Origin of the sequence: Hahella chejuensis KCTC 2396 (assembly GCF_000012985.1) — a bacterium.
GTDB lineage: Bacteria > Pseudomonadota > Gammaproteobacteria > Pseudomonadales > Oleiphilaceae > Hahella > Hahella chejuensis.
Genome location: NC_007645.1, coordinates 905,430 through 922,720 on the forward strand (window position 1 = coordinate 905,430; position 17,291 = coordinate 922,720).

Genomic DNA, 17,291 nt, shown 5'->3' on the forward strand with positions numbered 1-17,291 from the left:
TGCGGGTTGTGAGGTTGGCGGCGCTTGACGCAACCTTTGATTCCCAGTCAGCATAGCGAACTGAAAAGAACCCTAAAAAACCAGTTTCGCCGTATGAATTGGTCTTGACATACTGAAAAATACGCATGCCTACAACGTTCAATAAAATTCATCGTTTGAAACGTCTTTGGACATGGGAGGCGTTTGTGGCCCAGTATGACGCGGGCCCGGATATCAAAACGCTGAAGGCCAACTATCAGCATCCCCACCACAAGCCTAATAAGAACACGGTGGATGTGATTAACGCGTTGCATGAACGGGAATTTCCCAACCCTTTCCCTGCTGCGTTGGAAGGGATGTTTGATCTGTACGAAGATCTGCATCGTCGCAATGGCGATCTGTCGCAGGAGGAAAATATCGACCGCATGGAGGTTTTCCTGCGCCATGAATTGAACGTGACAGGGCGCGAGCAAGTGTGCCAGGCGCGCATGCTATGGTTGCTGGGAGACATGTTGTTTGACCGTTGCCTTGGCGCGCGCAAACGTAATCAGGAGCAGCGTATGTTGGCGTATCGCGAAGAGGCGATTCAGGCTTACCAGTCCGCCTTGGATATTCTTGAGCAAGCGCAACTGGCCAATTTAGTCATTCGTTATAAGTTGCGGCAGAATATCCTCGCCTGCTACCTCAATGCATCGAAACGCCGGGGCGTATGGATGAAGGACCCGGAAACTTTGAATTATTTCCATGAATCCTGTTTTCTGACGCGAACAAAGGAGTTGCTGGCTGAAGAGCCCTTTCAATGGAGTATCGCCAGAAACGGACTGCGTTTTGCCTCACTGTTGGAAAGTGCGGAAGAGGTTATTTATTTTTTCGCTTGTCTGCTTAAGGTCAGCGCGAGATTTGCGGACTTTGATTATCAGCCCTATCAAGCCCCGGCGATTGGACGCAGTAAGGATTTCGTATGGGCGCGGGAAAACGTATTGACGGATGAGCGGGTTCTTCGCTTGGTTGACGAGTGCAAACTAAAAGGAAAAACAAGGTGAATAAGCTGTTAAGACATAAAGTGCGCTGGCTGAGGCCCGTATTGGTCGCTCTGCTGGCGCTGGTGCTGTCATCCTGCGCGTCGCATCATCAGACTGATCCGCAAAGCCAGCATCCGATTTGCGATGAGACGCAAACGGACAAAGAATGCCGCAAAACTGAAGAACTGTCCGAAGACGACGATATGGGTCGTTTGCGTTGACCGTCTTTAATCGCTCAATAGGCCGTCCGCCTCTATGAATCCGTCGCTGAAACGCTCGGACACCATCACCGTCCGTATGGCTTGCGCCAGAGCTGCGAGCCGCTTGCGGATCGGCGCTGACGGCGGGTAACTCAAGTAAAACTCCGTCAGTAACGGCGCGCTGAACGACGGAAACAGTTCAATGACCTTTCCTTCCGCGATATCTTTGCCCACTGCGAAGCTTGGCAATATCGCCACTCCCAGATTATTGCGTACGCCTTCCGCGAGGGCGAAGGTATTGCCAAGACGCATGCGCTCCGGCATGGCGTCCAGACTAAGGTCATTCTGCCTGAATAGCTGTCCCCAGCTGGCGGCTTTGCCATTGGCGCGCGTAAGCAGGCGATGATGTTTCAGGTCCGCAAGGGTTTCCGGCAGGCCGCGTCGTTGCAGATACTCTTTGCCGGCCACTACCTGTTTTTTGGAAGTTGTCAGCAAGTGATGCGTCAACGCAGCGCCCGTCGCAGGAGAGCGGATGGCGACGTCAAACTGTTGCGCGATGAGGTCAATCAGATCGTCGCTCACATGCAGCTCTATTTGCAGCGCAGGCGCCAGATGTTCCAGTTCCGCAATGGCGGCGGGCATAACCAGGCTGCCGAAGTCGATGGGAGCTGTGATCTTTAATCTGCCGCTGAGGCTTTCTCCGGCCAGGCTGTCGAGGGTCGCCTGCAGGCGCTGCTCGCTTATCAAATACTCGTCCACCAGATTTTGTCCGGCATGGGTCAGATGGATGCGACTGCCTGACTGTCGCACGACCAGACAAACCCCGATCTTTTGTTCCAACTGACGAATCTGGTAACTCACCGCCGCCTGAGATACGTGCATTTCCTCCGCTGCGCGGGTAAAGCTGCGAGCGCGATAGACTGCGGCGAGAAAAGGGAGATGGGCGATGATATGGTGGGACAAATTCATAAAATAATTTTATTAATTAATAAAAATAAACTCGTTTCACAAATGTTAGACGCTGCCACAAGCTATCCCAAGTGAAATTTTCCACCTCGCACTGCTGATCATGGAGCTTGGCGAGTGCGATGTGGTGTAGGACTGACTTGAGGAGTGGCGATATGAGAGTGGCGCTGATGGCCCTGTGCGGCTTTTTCTTTTTTACCTGGATGGATTTGAGCATCAAGCATCTGTTGGCGACCTATCCGTTGCCGCAAGTGATTTTCTTTAATTGTCTGTTTGCCCTACTGGCGTTATCAGTATGGGTGATTCCGCGCTGGACGTTGTTGAAGACAAAGCGGCCGGGGTTGCATTTGACGCGGGCGATCATGTTGTTGTTGGTCGATGCTTTAGCGTTCTACAGCTATGGCGCTGCGCCGTTGACGGAGGCGTACAGCCTGATTCTGACTATGCCTGTCTTTGTCGCGGTGTTCGCCATGGCGATCAACCTAGAGCGCTTTGACACGGGACGCTTCATGTTGGCGTTGATAGGCTTTGTCGGCGCGCTGATTGTGCTTTCGCCAAGCTTCGGTGTGGTGAATATGGCTTTATTGCCCGCCTTGGCGAGCGCCATGATCGAAGCGGCGGCGTTTATTATGGTCGCAAAATACAAAGATCAGGAGCATCCTCTTGCGTTCGCCGTTTATGGACTGAGTTTGATTGTCGTCGTGGCGGGATGCTGGCCTGGATGGTCTTTGTTCTCCTTTGATTTGTCGGCGCTGGCGATCAGTGCGGTGGGTGGCGTGTGCTACACCTTGGCGACTTTGCTGGTGTTATCGGCGTTTCAGAGCGGGTCGCCCAGTACGGTCAGCGCGATGCAATATTCACAGCTGGTATGGGGCATGCTGCTGGCCTACGCGTTCTGGGAAGAGACGCCTGCGTCCCTGGCGCTAATCGGCGCGCTACTGATCGCGACGAGCGGCTTGTTGCTAATGCGTCGGGAAATGAGCGTGCGGCGCGCCAGAAAACGCGCGCCGATTGCCGCGTAAGTGAAGCGCTACACCGGAAACAGACTGACGGGTTCAATGGCGACGCTGTTGGATGCGTCGCTCAGCCAGACCTGGCCATCCTGAATAGTGCACTGCAGGTCCATGGCGCGTTGCGCCAATGCCGCCAGTTGCTTGGTCGCCTCCGCGCTGACTTCCATAATGCGCAGATTATCGAAGCGGGCGAGTTCGTCTTGGTATTTGCGCCACCATAACGCAACGGCTCGACCACCATAGGCGTAGATAATGACTTGCCTGGCGCGACCGCAGGCCTTGCGAATGCGGCTTTCTTCCGGCAGTCCGAGATCAATCCACAGATCAATTTCGTCGCTCAGGCTTTTTTCCCAGATATCCGGCTCGTCCTGTGTGCTGATGCCTTTGGTGAACTGCAGGCGATCTGATGCGTGCAGCGCGAAAGCGACCAGACGCAGCATCATGCGCTCGTCGGTTTCTGAAGGGTGTCTGGCGATGGTGAGCGTCAGGTCCTCGTAGTAGTTCCGGTCCATATCTGCAACATGCAGTACGGCTTTATAAATGGTTGCTTTTAACGCCATGAGGTTTGCTCCGCTGATTCCGGCGGGGATTATACATCTGCGGCGACCACAGTGAGAGGCTCAATTACTCCGGGTTAAGGTACTTCTGCTGGATCGCCAGGATTTCCCCTTTGTCCCACAGCGTTTGCAGCGCGCGCCTGAGACTGTCTACGGTTGCGTCCGGCGTTCCCAGGCTGCACGCCATGTAAAGGTTGTAGGAAATGCCGTCCAGCGTCAGCACTTTCTCTACTTCAGCAGGGGGGAAGCCTTCTTGCTTCAACATAACGGGGAGGCTGAATTCGCTGAAGGGAATCAGGTCGATGCGTTTGGCGAACAGCATACGAATGTTGAGCTCGTCCCCTGGCATCAGCACAATGTTTTTGCCCACTTCGAAGCCCTGTTTAACCAGGTAGTCCTGCTTGATGTCCTGATACTCGCCGCCGACGACATAACGTTTGGCGTCTTCCAGGCTGTCGACATTGATATCCGACCGACTTTTCAGCTTGTAGAGATTGACCCGAAACGGCGCAATCTCACCCACCCATTTAAATAGCTGCTCTCGTTCGGAGGAACGGGCGATAGAATAAATAAGGGTATTGGGCTCGGTTTGAGCCAGCTTATAAGCACGCGCCCAAGGATAAACGCGGAACGAAGACACGCCGACGTCAGACTTCGCCAGCACGGCTTTCACTACCTCCGTCGCCATACCGCGGATTTCGCCGCTTTCTTCAAAGGAATAGGGTGGGAAGTCTGTGGTGACTACTTTGATTTCTGCTGCGGGAAGTCTGAAGGAGCATAGCGCCAGCGTTATTGTGACGAGTAGTATGCCAAGCTTTCCTTTTTTACTTAACGGTGAGTTTTCCATAACGATCCTGCTAAGAGACATAGTTCGTCCTTTTGAAGTGGCGTATCAGGAATAAGTTTAATGCATAACCGAAAGCTTTCACCTTGGAAATTAAATGGGCTTCTCATGGGCTTGGCAAATAGGTCATATATTTCATGCAATTATTTTCTATACGTGAGGTGCTTTCAGCTTTTTGGGACGCTAGCAATTTGTTTTATTAACATGGCAATGATGCTGGTATGTTAATAATCAGGCGTACGGATGCACCTGCGCGGCTAGCCGCGGGAGACAGGGTTTGACTCGTGCAGGCCCTGTCGTTGCAGGCAAATAGAAGGAAGCTATCTTTATCAATTGAAGGCTTCTTACGTCATACAAGGCGGTCTGTTGCTTTGCGCCTGCGGTATGTGAATTTTTTGCGTCAATTGGCATGACGAGTGGACTTGGGCGCGCTATTGACGAGATCATAAGTCACATCAGCGCATGGCATAAAAAGTCCACGTATCTTGCCTCTTGTTGGGGCCCGCCTAACAGTAGCCTGTTTCGCTAGTCGCGCCTGCTCTCAACTAAACAAAGCCCCCACACTCTCCCCGGAATGGATTCGGCTGATCGCCTCCGCCATTAAGGAGGCGACGGAGAGTTGGGTGATTTTTTCCAGTTGTTTCTGTTCCGGTAGATAAACCGTATTGGTGACCACCAAAGAGGAAATATCCGCCTCACGCAGATTGGTGATGGCTGGACCGCAAAGCACTGGGTGTACGGCTCCGACATGAATGCTGCGTACGCCGGCTTGCTGTAACGTTTTGACGGTGGACATCAGGGTGCCGCCGGTGGAAATTTCATCTTCGAAGATCACGGCGTCCATATCCTTTACGTCGCCGACGACATGGCCCTGTTTGACCTGAGTGTCGCTGACGCGTCGCTTATCGATGATCGCCAGAGGAATATTCAGGCGTTCGGAAAAACGTCCCGCCCGTTTTGCGCCGCCGGCGTCCGTCGCTACCGCCACCATACGGCTCAGATCGTAGTTCGCTTTGAAATAGTCGGCGATCAGCGGGACGGCGGTCAGGTGGTCGACGGGAATATTAAAAAAGCCATGCACCTGATCTGCGTGTAAATCCATGGTCAACACCCGATTGGCGCCGGCGGTTTGCAGTAAATCCGCGATCAGCTTTCCCGCGATGGAAATACGGGGAGCGTCTTTCTTGTCGGAACGGGCGTAGGAGTAATAGGGAATGACTGCGGTAATACGGCGGGCGGAGGCGCTGCGTAAGGCGTCCAGCGTAATCAGCAGCTCCATGATGTGTTCGCTGACCGGCTCGGTGAACGGCTGTACTACAAACACATCCCGCTCGCGCACGTTTTCCTGGATCTGTACAAACAGGTTATCGTTGGAGAAACGTGAGATTTGCAAGGGGCTTAGGTCTATCCCCAGATGCCCGCATATTTCGTGGGCCAGGGCTGGGTTGGAGTTGCCGGTGAACACTTTCAGGGGATGTTTCATTGCGCCTCTCTCGTTGGGTTCCGCGCTGCATTGATAACCCGTATTACACATCAATTCAAGGGATTGCGCTATTTTATTGGCGTTAATATCACATGCCTCAGCCCGCTTTGTGAGCAGGCGGAGAGACCCTATTCTTTATGGACGTCACGATACAGCAGCATATCCAGCAGGCGCTGTTCTTTGGCGTCGTCGAAACCACAGGTTTTATTCCAGGTTTTTGGGTTCTCATAAGTGCCAAAAAGCATGTCCCACCAAGTGATATCTCCATAGTTGTTTTTGTGACGGCCGTATTCATGATGAATACGGTGCATTTCCGGGCGTTGGAAAAAGTAACCCACCCAGTGCGGGGTTTTAACATTGGTGTGATAGAAGAACTCGCCGATCGCGGTGCAGAAGGTGTATACCGCGCCTGCGGCGGGGTCCAGTCCGAGCAGCGCATAGACCAGCAGACCGCCCAGGATGGAGTTGAAGACCATTTCACCCGGGTGTTTATAAAAGGATGTGATTACCTCAAGGCGCTGAGGGCTGTGATGTATTTGATGAAATATGCGCCATAGAAAATCGCTTTCATGACGCCAGCGATGCCACCAGTAAAAAACGAAGGTGGCGATGAAGTATGCAAGCAGGCCGCCGGCGATGGGGTTCAGGTAATTCGAGAGATGAAAAACGGAGTAAGCGGACAACCAGATTTCCCAGGTGACGCCAGCCAGCAATACCACCCCCAGTTGGAATGCATTCACCAGTAATACACGGAACCACCAAGTCTTTACCTGCGGAAGTCGCCAGCCGGTAAACAGGCGCTCGAAAATAAAGCAACCGATAAAGATCAAAAAAAGATAGAGCAACATCATGTAGTCCTGACAAGCGTGGTTGGAGTCGTTGGAAGAACGGCTACCTTGCCTGATTGATCCGCGTCGGCGCCAACCTGGAGGCGCAGGTCGCTCTTTGTAATACGCAGGGTTCTGGCATAAGCTACGGGCAGGATTACCTTTGTTGAAACGATTCTGTCTATGCGCGCCTGCAATATTGTTCTGTCGTTATTATTGCTCGGCCCCACGTTATGCGTCGGGGAGGAACTCAAGCCTTTCACCAGCGATGGCTGCAGTCTGTTTCCAGATGGCTCGCTCAGTGAAGAAAACCTTTGGCTGGACTGTTGTTACCAGCATGATCTGGCTTATTGGAGAGGCGGCGCATACGAAGAGCGCGTGCAGGCGGATAAAGCCCTGCAACAATGCGTCGCCAGCGTTGGAGAGGAAAACCTGTCGTTTGTGATGGAAACCGGAGTGCGCTTTGGTGGATCGCCCTACTGGCCTACCGGTTTCCGTTGGGGGTATGGCTGGCCTTATCTGAGAGGGTACAAGGCGCTCACTGACGAGGAGATGCGTCAGGTGGAAAAGGCGTTGGAGGCGTCAGTCCGCCACGACAAATAGTAACGCCTCAATCTCCTCAATGATCTCTTCCTGGCGCAGCATATTGGTTTGCAGGGTTAGCGCATTCATACGTTCCTGCAAGTGGCGTGTTGCATATTCCAGATGACTGAGCCGTTTTCTGTTCTCCCCCAGCAACGCATCTTTGAGGCAGGATTGCAGAGAAGCGAACAGGTACATGGGGATGAGTTCCAGCAACAGCTCCTGTGCGGGACGGTACATCATGGGAGCTATGTTCGTGGCGCTGTTTCCCTGCATTGGCTTGGAGAAAAGTGGAAACCGGCGAGGGCGTTCTTCCTGTTCGTGATAGTAGAGTATTTCCACTTCTATTAATGGGTAGCGTGCGCTGTGTTGTGTGAGCAAAGTGACCAACTCATCGGTGACCGATTCGACGTCCTCCGCCACGGAAGGGCCTGTTACTTGCGCCAGTACTTCAAAGTCCGCGTGGGCATGGCGATATAAACGATCGCCCACCAGAATGACGCCGCATGGCGTTGTCCGAATAATCTCAGCCGTTGCGTCCAGCAGTCGTCGGTTGATGTCGCCGCAAAAACCTCGTTCCGTTCCCAGCACGATGATCAGCTTATTAAGCGGATTGTCCGCCATAGGGTGCTGTTGCAGTTTTGCTATTGCTGCGCGCATGCGCTCAGCGATAGCCAGCTGCGGCGGAATTTGTCGCTGCAGCTTGCGGGTTTCCGCATAGGCGAGGGCCTTTAGCGCCGTCATGATTTTATTCAATGTGGCGTAAAGCTCTTTCTTACCTTGCAACTGGCGTCTGCTTGGCATGGCTCAGACGTCCGCGGTCGTCAGCATTTTCTGAAGCGCCGCCGTCCAGTCTTCGCGTGGCGTCTCCAGGCTCAGCCGAGCGTCGAGCCTGGACTGTATCTGCAGCAACGCGGCAGGGATATCGGTGAGTGGATGTTCGTCCAAAAGCCCTTCGTTATAGGCGATCATCCAGGCCAGCTCCTGCTCTGGCGAGAAGCGTTCGAAACGATCCTGTTTGAGCAGTTCGCGGAGCAGTTGGCCGCGTTTGATGACGGTCTGCATGCCGGGGTCTAACTTGGCGCCGAAACGAGTGAAGATTTCCAGCTCCAAAAAACGAGAATAGTCCAGCTTCATGCGGATGGCTTCATGTTTGATGGCGGGATGCTGGGCTTTACCGCCGATGCGTGATACCGAGCGTCCCACATCAATGGCGGGACGTACGCCGGCGGCGAACAGGCTGCGCTCCAGATAGATCTGACCGTCCGTGATGGAGATCAGGTTAGTGGGAATATAAGCGGCGATTTCTCCCTGTTGGGTTTCCGCAATGGGCAACGCAGTGAGGCTGCCGCCGCCTTGTTCGGGTGAAAGGCAGGTCGCCTGCTCCAGCAGACGGGCGTGAACGGAGAACACATCGCCGGGATAAGCTTCGCGCCCAGGAGGTCTGCGCAGCAACAGCGACAACTCCCGATAACTGCGCGCATGGCTGGAGAGGTCGTCGTACACCATCAGAACATGGCGTCCCTGTCGCATCCAGTGCGACGCCAACGCCGACCCGGCGAACGGAGCCAGATACTGCAAGCCCGGCGGAGAGCCGGCGTCGGCTACTACCAGCGTGGTGTAAGCATCCGCGCCATGCCGTTGCAGTGTCTGCATGACATTGACCGCCGCGCCTCGTTTTTGTCCGATCAGCACATAGATACAGCGAACGTCTTTATCTTTCTGATGTAATACCGCATTCAGCGCGATGGACGTGCGTCCCAGTCCTTCGTCGCCAATGATTAGCTGCCGCTGCCCTCTGCCGATAGGAATCATGGCGTCGATCATGCGGATGCCGGTGTAAAGAGGCTCGTGCACGAAGTCCCGTTCAACGATGGCTGGCGTTGGGGAATTCAGGTTGACCCAGGCTCCTTCATGAAGGGGGGATTGGCCATCCAGAGGTCGTCCGGTGGGATCAATCACACGGCCAAGCAGACTGTCATGGGCCAGCAGCCCTAAAGGGCGACGGGTGCGATGTACTTCTTGTCCTGCGGTCAGTGAGCCCGTTTGTTGCAGAATGACCGCCCCGACCAACTCCTCGCAAAGATCGAACACCATGCCCAGGCTGCCGTCCTCAAAATCCAGCAACTCTTCCATGCGCGCTGACGGCAGGCCTTTGATCCAGGCGACGCCATCGCCGACGGACACCAGCACGCCGCGCTCCTGTATGCGGACATCCGGGGAGTAGCCGGATATCCAGTGGCGGGTGCGCTGCAGTGCGCGGTCATCTTTGCTTGAGGCGTGATCTTGCATTGGATCAGTAAGATTATTCATGGTGTGACTCGGCGAACCCTCTTAATTCATCCGCCAGATTCAGACCCAGCGTCCAGCCTCCAGAGGCGATTCTGATGCCCGCCAGAAGGCTTGTGTCCTGTTGAAAGAGCACCGGGCGATGATCCGTAGCCAATGCCTGCAGCGTTTCTCGCAGGCGATGTTGGGCATGTTCCTGCAACGGATAGGCGGTGCTGATTTCAATATTCCCGCCATTGCGCAGGCCGCTAAGACGCTCAGGGGGCCAGGCGCTGACCCGCTCGCAGAAAAGGTTGACCAGACGCTCTTCTAAATGAGGGTCAGCCAGTGGCCGCAACAGCGCCGAGGCGAAGCCGGCGCCCATCTGCAAAGCCTGTTCGGCGGTCTCTCTGCGCCACTGCTGGTTCTGGCTTTCGCGAGCTGCGCGGGCTTTGTCCACCTCCTTATCCAGACGCATCCGCAATGATTCCAGCTTGCCTGCTTTTTCGCGGGCGAGTTCTTCCTGCAATTTATGGCGGGCTTCCTGCTTCTCCTGTTCCCAGGTCTGCAGACGCTCAGTGTACTGGCGTTTGAGAACGTCAGCCTGCTCCTGGGCGTCGCGGGCCTGGTCAAGGGAGGCTTTGATATTGGCCTGCCGCTGTTCGACGATGTTCAGCACGGGACGGTAGAGAAAGCGTTTCAGTAACCACACCAGAATAATGAAATTGATAATTTCCAGTGCGACGGTGGTCCAATCCAGTTCCACGGTATTTTCCTTCTAGGCCGGTCGGGATTATTGCGCTGGCGGCAGGTACTCCAAAAGCGGATTGCGGAACAAGACGATCAGCACGATGACCAGCACATAGATCGCCAGGGATTCAATCATCGCCAAGCCGATGAACAGCGTGCGGGTAATCGACTTTTCCGCTTCCGGTTGTCGCGCCAGCGCATCAAGCGCGCTGCTGATCGCCTTGCCCATGGCCAGCGCCGGCAGCATGGCGCCCAACGCAATGCCGATAATCGCGGCGACGGTCGAGAAGGATACAAAACTGTTCATGGTCTCCATTAGGGGGCTCCTGAGGTTGAACGTGACGAGCTGGTTATGGGGGATTCCGTTGTTTGTTGCATGGCGCCGGCGACATAGATCAGCGCCAGCATGCCGAAGATATACGCCTGCACCAGCGCTTCAATGATGTGCAGCATGAGAATGGGCACCGGCGCCAGAAAGCCCGCCACCAGCAGAATCAGCAGCGCAGCCATTTCCAGACTCATGATATTGCCGAACAGACGGATCGCCAGCGCGACGGTGCGGGTGAACTCGCTGATAATATGAAACGGCAGCAGAATCGGACTGGGAGACAGGTAGTGCTTAAAGTAGCCCAGGCCGGATTGGCGAACGCCATAGGCGTGCACCGCAAAAAACACGACCAGCGCCAGAGCGGCGGTGACCGACAGATCGCGAGTGGGCGAATGCATGCCCGGAATGACGCCAAGCAGATTGGCCACGGGAAGAAATATCCAGAAGGTTCCTATCAGAGGCAGCAGGCGTCGCGCATTGCGGCTGTCGGCGTTGGCGATGGCGCTTTCCAATGTCAGGACGACGCCTTCCAGCATGGCCTGTAAGCGTCCCGGCTGAAGGGACAGTCTGCGCGTCAGCAGAATACTGGCGACCACCAGAACGAGCATGATCAGCCAGGTAGTGACCACCGTTTCATGGATCTCCAGCGGGCCGATATGCAGCCATACCGGAGTCGATACCCCGTCGTTCATGTGTGTTCCTCTAAGCCACAGGTTGCGTTAATCACTCCCGCAACGCCAAATAGGCGTTTACGCCGCCAACGATGATCCCAAGTAGAATAAAGCCGACAGTCCAACGCACGGAGTAGCCTTCGCTGAGGCCGTCCAGCCAGTGGCCCAGATAAGCGCCCCCGATCACTGGCAATACAAACAGGAAGCCCAGCACGCCGAGAATGCGGGTAGCCTGCATCAGGGTGGAGCGTTCCCGGCCCGCCTTGTCCAGACGGGCTTTGTCACGTTCCAGATTATCCTGCAGTCGTTTGTATTCCATGATGTTTCAGTTTCCCCTTCCGCGCGCTTTTAAGCGCGACTCAGTCGGCGCATCAGTTCATGCTCCAACTGTTGCAGATGGACGTGCGAACTGGACCGGCGTTCTTTCTCATTGGCCAACCAGGCGATAAGTTGCGTCTGGATCAGGTCAGCATCTGCATCTATGAAAAAGCGCCGTGTGTTGAAGTAAAGCACGCCTTTCTCAAATTCCAACAAACCGCCGGTCGCCGCCAGAAACAGTTGGCCTGCGTTCTGCGTCAGCCGACTGAGTCCCGGCTCGGTGAGAGTGAGGAAGTCGGCGTGACGCGCCTGCAGGCTAAAGCCGCCGCTGGCGTCGCGGCTGCGAAAAGAAATCACATCATCAATGCGTAACTCCTGGTCGCTGTCTCGCAGAATGACTGGGAAGGGCGTCATGACGACAATCCTTCCAGGCCGCCGCGCATGTAAAACTGGTCTTCGCTGACGTCGTCGTAGCGCCCGGCCAGAATACCGTCGCAGTCGGAAATAGTTTGCTTCAGCTCAACAGATGAACCGGCCATGCCTGTATGGGCGGCGGTGACGACAAAGGGTTGCGTCAGATAACGCTGTAATTTCCTGGCGCGAGCCACGACCTGCTGGTCCTCCGCGGACAACTCTTCTACGCCCAGCATGGCGATAATGTCCTCCAGTTCTTTATAGCGGGCGAGATGTCCGCGCACGGCTTCGGCGGCAGTGTAGTGGGCGGCGCCAAGGGTGTGACGATCCATTGCCTTGCTCCCTGACAGCAACGGGTCCACGGCGGGGTAGAGCCCTTTCGCCGCCTGGGTGCGGGAGAGAATTACGCTGGTGTCCAGGTGGCTGAGAATGGTCGTCACCGCCGGGTCGGTCATGTCGTCGGCGGGGACGTAGACCGCTTGCACGGAGGTAATGGCGCCATGCAGAGAAGAGGTGATGCGGTCTTCCAGTTCGGCGACTTCACTGCCCAGCGTTGGTTGGTAGCCCACGGTGGCGGGCATGCGGCCCAGCAGACTGGAGACTTCCGCCCCGGCTTGCACGAACCGAAATACATTATCCATTACCAACAGCACGTCCCGGCGCAGGCTGTCGCGAAAATACTCTGCGTACGCCAGGGCGGATAAACTGACCCGGAAACGCACGCCGGGAGATTCATCCATCTGTCCGAACACCAGTAAGGCGCGATCCATGACGCCGGCGTCCTGCATGTCCCGCCAGAGTTCGTGCGCCTCGCGAATGCGCTCGCCGATTCCGGAGAATACAGATACACCTTGATGAAGATGCGCGATGGCGTGCATGAATTCCATGATCAACACGGTTTTGCCCACGCCGGCGCCCCCGAACAAGCCTGCCTTGCCGCCGCGGATAAACGGACAGAGAAGATCGACCACTTTGATGCCGGTAGGCAGAAGATCGCCCTGGGCCGTCAGTTCATTGAGCGGAGCGGGAGAGTGATGGATATTGCGGTAGTGATCGGTTTCGATGGCTGGGCCGCCGTCCAGCGGCTCGCCGAAGATATTCAGCAATCGTCCCAGACAGCTTTCCGCTACGGGGACATGCAGAGGCGAGCCGCTGTCGTACACCGGCATGCCGCGCCATAAACCCTGGGTGCTGTGCAGCGTCACCGCCTGAAGTTCATTGGGGCTAATATGACGGTGCACTTCAAAAATGCAGGTATCGCCATCAAGACGGGTATAGACCGCCCGTCGCAGAGGCGGCAGCTGTGGGCAGCGAATAATCGCCACCGGGCCGTGAACTTCGACAATTTCTCCAATAGGCGCAGCGTCTGCGGTCATGTGGCGAGGTCCATGTCGTGCATAATCGGTTGTTTCCTATGGAATAAAAATAATCCAGTTACATTCGGCGAGTCAAAAAAGAGTTCTTCGAGTGTAGGCGGGGGGAAGATCGGCCCCGTTGATTTGGCGCATTTTTTGGCAAACCTGACAGGATGGTAAGGTCGAGTCCTTAATTCCCACAGGTGCGGAATGTCGTTAAGATGAACGCCAATAAAAACAAGTGTAGTTCATCATGTTTCCGGCTGATTCGTCCCGTCCGTCCCATCGCAAAGCGCGCCAGATCGCGCTGGTTTTTTTGTTGCTGGCGACGGTGTCGTTGAGTTTTTTCCTCTCCCGCAATCTGCTAATCAAGCACAATGGCGTTGAGTCGGAGCAACTGTTGCAGGCGTTTGAAAGCGCTTTGCTGACCGCCATTGATAAATATGTCTATTTCCCCGCCATCCTGACCGCGGACCCGCGCTTTCAGCGGATGTTGCGCCGCAATGAGCGGGATGACGACATTTCCGAACTGCTGAATCGCTTCAATCAAGCGGCCGGCTCTGATGAGATTTTCATTATGAACGCCGAGGGGCTGACCCTGGCGTCCAGCAACTATCGCGACGCCACCAGCTTTGTTGGCCATTCCTACGCATTCCGGCCTTATTACGCAGACGCCATCGCTGGACGCACCGGGTTTTATTATGCGGTCGGCGTCACCACCGGCAAGGCGGGGTTGTTTATCTCTGCGCCGATACGGGACAACACCGGACGCATACTCGGCGTCACGGTCGTAAAACTGGACCTGACGCCGCAACAGGCGAGTTGGGCCGCAACTGGCAACCGGATATTCCTGAGCGGACCCAATGATATTATATTCCTGGCGTCTGATCCGGCTGCGCTGTATCGCGCACTGAGGCCGTTAGAGCAACGGGTGACGGCGGAGCTTAAGGTCACCAAGCAATACGGCTCCGCGGAATCGAAACCGTTGCCGACGGAGGTTGATAGGTGGTCTGACGCCCCCATTGTGGAAGTAGGCGGCGCTCGTTTGCTGCTGTATTCGCGTCAGGTCGTCGGTCAGCCCTGGCGCATGCACAGGGCGACGCCGGTAGCGGATGTGAACACCATGGCGGCGCTGATCTCCGCCGCGTGCGGCGGCGCGGTTTTGTTGCTGATCGTGCTGGCCCTGTATTACCGCGAAGCGCGCCAAAAACGCCGCGCGGAACACCGCTTACTGAAAGTCATTGAAGAAAGCGACGCGCATCAACGGGCGATTATTCAAAATACGGACGCAGGATTGATGACTCTTAATGAGCGCATGGAAATCCGTGAGATGAACCAGAAAGCAGCCGAACTGTTTGGCGTGCCGGCGCAGGCCGAGGGCGCTTCTCTGGACCCGAGGCGTCTGGTGTCGCCCTGGATCAGCGCGCCTGATAGCGAAGTCAGGGAAGCCGAGGGCGTTCGTCCCGACGGTGTTTCATTCCCCATTCTGTATTGCGTCAGTCTGATTCGTACTGGGCCGGATCGGGAGTATTTGCTGACTGTACACGATGTCAGTGAACTGAAAGCGGCGCAGGCGTCTTTGCTGCAAGCCAACGAAGAGCTTGAGGCGAGAGTGGAGGAGCGCACCCAGGCGCTGCGGACAACTCAGGAAGCATTGATGCAGGAGCGCAAACTGGCGGCGATGGGGCGTATGTCCGCGGCTATTGCCCATGAGCTGAATCAGCCGCTGACGGCGCTGGTCAGCTATGTGGCTATGGGACGGTTGTATCTTGAGCAGGAACAAAAAGACAAAAGCGCCGCTACTCTGGATAAAATGGATGCGCTGGTGCAACGCATCGCCAGAATCTCCTCTCAGCTCAAGTCGTTTGCGGGCATTCGCTCCGTTGACTTGCGACCGACGGCTTTGCAGGCGGTGATGCGGTATGTGGAGGAGGTGCTGGAGCATAAGCTCAACCAGCAAAAGTCCATCATTCGTATGCAGATTCCGGATGGACTACAGGCTATCGCGGACCAGCACATGCTGGAGCAAGTCATGATTAACTTGCTTGATAACGCTATCGCTGCGGTGAAGTCCGCGGTGAAGCCTGATATTTCCGTCGCGGCGGAGCGTTGCGGCGATCGCGTTATGATATCCGTTCGCGACAATGGCGAGGGGATGGACGAAGAACGTTTACGACACCTGTTCGACCCGTTCTTCACCACCAAGACAGGAAGTGAGGGGTTAGGCCTGGGATTGGCGATCAGTTATAACCTGCTGCAGGACATGCATGGGGAGATAACCGTTACCAGTACACCGGGTGAAGGCAGTGAATTCACCCTTAGCTTACCGGCAGTAAAACAACATGACTAATTTGGTTTATATCATCGACGACGACAGTTCCGTCAGAGAGGCGTTGGAAGAGTGGCTGGCGCTGGCAGACCTGGAGGCCAGGGGGTGGACGTCCGCCGAAGCGGCCTTGCAGACCATTGATGAGAGCTTCGCCGGGGTGGTGGTGTCAGACGTCAGGATGCCCGGTATGGACGGCATGGCGCTATTACAGAAAATGCCGAAAAATATTCCCGTACTCCTGATCACCGGCCATGGAGATATCGCTATGGCGGTGGAGGCGATGAAACAGGGCGCTTATGACTTCATCGAAAAGCCGTTTCAGCCCACTCATCTGGTGGATGCTATCAAGCGGGCATGCCGACAACGGTCATTGTTGTTGGAGAATGAGCGCTTACGCAAAGCATTGGCGTCGCAGCAGGGGCTGGAATCGATTCTTATCGGTGACTCGCCGGGCATCAAACGGCTGCGTCGACATGTCCATGAACTGGCGCAGTTGGATGTGGACGTGCTGATCCATGGTGAAACCGGCGTAGGCAAAGAGCTGGTGGCTCGATGCTTACATGACTTCGGTAAGCGCGCGAAACATCCTTTTGTCGCCCTGAATGTGGCGGCGATTCCGGAAAATCTGTTTGAAAGTGAACTGTTTGGGCATACCGCCAGCGCTTTCACCGGCGCGCAGAAAGCCCAGGCGGGTAAGTTTGAATACGCCAACAAGGGCACGCTGTTTCTGGATGAGGTGGAAAGTATGCCGCTGCATTTTCAGGTGAAGGTGCTGCGCGCTTTACAGGAGCGGGAGGTGGTTCGACTCGGCTCGCATCAGGCGGTGGCGCTGGATGTGCGTGTGGTGGCGGCGACCAAGGAGGACCTGAAAAAAGCGGGGGATGAAGGCCGTTTCCGCAGTGACCTTTATTACCGCTTGATGGTGGCGGAGTTGCGCATTCCTCCGTTGCGGGAGCGGCGCGAAGACATTGCGTTGCTGTTCGCGCACTTCCTCAAGCTGGCGGCGCAGAAACACGATAAAGAAGCGCCCGAGCTGCGCGGCGATGACTGGATCGCCCTTGAAAGCCATAACTGGCCCGGTAACGTGCGGGAACTCAAGAATCTTGCAGAGCGCTATCTTTTACGCAGCCAGTTCAGCGACGAATCCATCCGGGAAGTGCTCTCCGGCGAAAAACTGGACATGTCCAGCCCGTCGGACCAATCTCTGGCGTCCCGTGTTGCGGAATATGAAAAAGCGGTTATCAGCGCGGAACTGACCGCCAAGAAAGGCAATATCAATCAAGTGATGGAAGAACTGGACCTGCCCCGCCGCACGCTGAATCAGAAGATGCAGCGTTATGGATTGCGGCGGGAGGATTTTTTGGGAGGGTAAGCGAATTCGGTAA

The 17,291-nt window shown here is 55.5% G+C and carries 19 protein-coding genes; 6 read left to right on the forward strand and 13 right to left on the reverse strand.

Features of this window, described 5'->3' with window-relative positions; translation table 11 throughout:
* Positions 1 to 185 precede the first annotated feature (185 nt).
* Complete coding sequence (locus tag HCH_RS04105) at positions 186 to 1,022, forward strand: hypothetical protein (protein ID WP_148212471.1); 837 nt, start codon at positions 186 to 188, stop codon at positions 1,020 to 1,022.
* Entirely contained in the window at positions 1,019 to 1,222 is a 204-nt protein-coding gene (locus HCH_RS04110) for a hypothetical protein (protein WP_041598412.1), read from the forward strand. Before HCH_RS04105 ends, HCH_RS04110 begins: the two co-directional genes overlap by 4 nt.
* Positions 1,223 to 1,228: 6 nt before the next feature.
* On the opposite strand, the gene HCH_RS04115 is transcribed toward HCH_RS04110, so the two are convergent.
* Positions 1,229 to 2,170 carry a LysR family transcriptional regulator gene (locus HCH_RS04115; protein WP_011394873.1) on the reverse strand — a complete coding sequence of 314 codons (942 nt, stop codon included), beginning with the start codon at positions 2,168 to 2,170 and terminating at the stop codon, positions 1,229 to 1,231.
* 152 nt (positions 2,171 to 2,322) lie between these two features.
* Here HCH_RS04115 and HCH_RS04120 point away from each other — a divergent pair, with 152 nt between their 5' ends.
* Positions 2,323 to 3,189, forward strand: a complete 867-nt coding sequence (locus tag HCH_RS04120) for a DMT family transporter (protein ID WP_011394874.1) — start codon at positions 2,323 to 2,325, stop codon at positions 3,187 to 3,189.
* A gap of 8 nt (positions 3,190 to 3,197) precedes the next feature.
* Here the strand turns inward: HCH_RS04120 and HCH_RS04125 are convergent, their stop codons facing one another.
* The 4 genes from HCH_RS04125 to HCH_RS04140 form a co-directional block, all read right to left on the reverse strand.
* Complete coding sequence (locus tag HCH_RS04125) at positions 3,198 to 3,740, reverse strand: YaeQ family protein (RefSeq protein WP_011394875.1); 543 nt, start codon at positions 3,738 to 3,740, stop codon at positions 3,198 to 3,200.
* Between the two features lie 64 nt (positions 3,741 to 3,804).
* Entirely contained in the window at positions 3,805 to 4,605 is an 801-nt protein-coding gene (locus HCH_RS04130) for a substrate-binding periplasmic protein (protein ID WP_011394876.1), read from the reverse strand.
* A gap of 517 nt (positions 4,606 to 5,122) precedes the next feature.
* On the reverse strand, positions 5,123 to 6,064 hold the full coding sequence (locus HCH_RS04135) for a ribose-phosphate diphosphokinase (RefSeq protein WP_011394877.1): 942 nt from the start codon (positions 6,062 to 6,064) through the stop codon (positions 5,123 to 5,125).
* A 128-nt stretch (positions 6,065 to 6,192) separates the two neighbouring features.
* The gene (locus HCH_RS04140; protein ID WP_041598413.1) at positions 6,193 to 6,912 is read right to left on the reverse strand and encodes a sterol desaturase family protein; all 720 of its coding nucleotides are present in this window, start codon (positions 6,910 to 6,912) and stop codon (positions 6,193 to 6,195) included.
* A gap of 162 nt (positions 6,913 to 7,074) precedes the next feature.
* On the opposite strand from HCH_RS04140, the gene HCH_RS04145 reads away from it, so the two are divergent.
* A complete protein-coding gene (locus HCH_RS04145) occupies positions 7,075 to 7,494 on the forward strand; it encodes a hypothetical protein (protein ID WP_011394880.1) in 420 nt (139 codons plus the stop codon).
* Here HCH_RS04145 and HCH_RS32115 read toward each other — a convergent pair.
* The 8 genes from HCH_RS32115 to atpD are packed head-to-tail and all read right to left on the reverse strand — an operon-like array spanning position 7,474 to position 13,598.
* Positions 7,474 to 8,277 carry a F0F1 ATP synthase subunit gamma gene (locus tag HCH_RS32115; protein ID WP_011394881.1) on the reverse strand — a complete coding sequence of 268 codons (804 nt, stop codon included), beginning with the start codon at positions 8,275 to 8,277 and terminating at the stop codon, positions 7,474 to 7,476. The genes HCH_RS04145 and HCH_RS32115 overlap by 21 nt on opposite strands.
* A gap of 3 nt (positions 8,278 to 8,280) precedes the next feature.
* Entirely contained in the window at positions 8,281 to 9,786 is a 1,506-nt protein-coding gene (locus HCH_RS04155; RefSeq protein ID WP_041598414.1) for a F0F1 ATP synthase subunit alpha, read from the reverse strand.
* On the reverse strand, positions 9,779 to 10,507 hold the full coding sequence (locus HCH_RS04160) for a F0F1 ATP synthase subunit delta (RefSeq protein WP_011394883.1): 729 nt from the start codon (positions 10,505 to 10,507) through the stop codon (positions 9,779 to 9,781). Before HCH_RS04160 ends, HCH_RS04155 begins: the two co-directional genes overlap by 8 nt.
* Positions 10,508 to 10,534: 27 nt before the next feature.
* Complete coding sequence (locus HCH_RS04165; protein WP_420794869.1) at positions 10,535 to 10,798, reverse strand: ATP F0F1 synthase subunit C; 264 nt, start codon at positions 10,796 to 10,798, stop codon at positions 10,535 to 10,537.
* An 8-nt stretch (positions 10,799 to 10,806) separates the two neighbouring features.
* The gene (locus HCH_RS04170) at positions 10,807 to 11,511 is read right to left on the reverse strand and encodes a F0F1 ATP synthase subunit A (protein WP_011394885.1); all 705 of its coding nucleotides are present in this window, start codon (positions 11,509 to 11,511) and stop codon (positions 10,807 to 10,809) included.
* A 31-nt stretch (positions 11,512 to 11,542) separates the two neighbouring features.
* On the reverse strand, positions 11,543 to 11,809 hold the full coding sequence (locus HCH_RS04175) for an AtpZ/AtpI family protein (protein ID WP_011394886.1): 267 nt from the start codon (positions 11,807 to 11,809) through the stop codon (positions 11,543 to 11,545).
* A 29-nt stretch (positions 11,810 to 11,838) separates the two neighbouring features.
* Positions 11,839 to 12,222, reverse strand: a complete 384-nt coding sequence (locus tag HCH_RS04180) for a hypothetical protein (protein WP_011394887.1) — start codon at positions 12,220 to 12,222, stop codon at positions 11,839 to 11,841.
* Positions 12,219 to 13,598 carry a F0F1 ATP synthase subunit beta gene (gene atpD, locus HCH_RS04185; protein WP_011394888.1) on the reverse strand — a complete coding sequence of 460 codons (1,380 nt, stop codon included), beginning with the start codon at positions 13,596 to 13,598 and terminating at the stop codon, positions 12,219 to 12,221. The genes HCH_RS04180 and atpD overlap by 4 nt, the downstream gene beginning before the upstream one ends.
* Positions 13,599 to 13,830: 232 nt before the next feature.
* Here atpD and HCH_RS04190 point away from each other — a divergent pair, with 232 nt between their 5' ends.
* The gene (locus HCH_RS04190; RefSeq protein WP_011394889.1) at positions 13,831 to 15,927 is read left to right on the forward strand and encodes an ATP-binding protein; all 2,097 of its coding nucleotides are present in this window, start codon (positions 13,831 to 13,833) and stop codon (positions 15,925 to 15,927) included.
* Positions 15,920 to 17,278: a sigma-54-dependent transcriptional regulator gene (locus tag HCH_RS04195; RefSeq protein WP_011394890.1), complete on the forward strand. Its 1,359-nt coding sequence runs from the start codon at positions 15,920 to 15,922 to the stop codon at positions 17,276 to 17,278. Before HCH_RS04190 ends, HCH_RS04195 begins: the two co-directional genes overlap by 8 nt.
* The last annotated feature ends 13 nt before the right edge of the window (positions 17,279 to 17,291 follow it).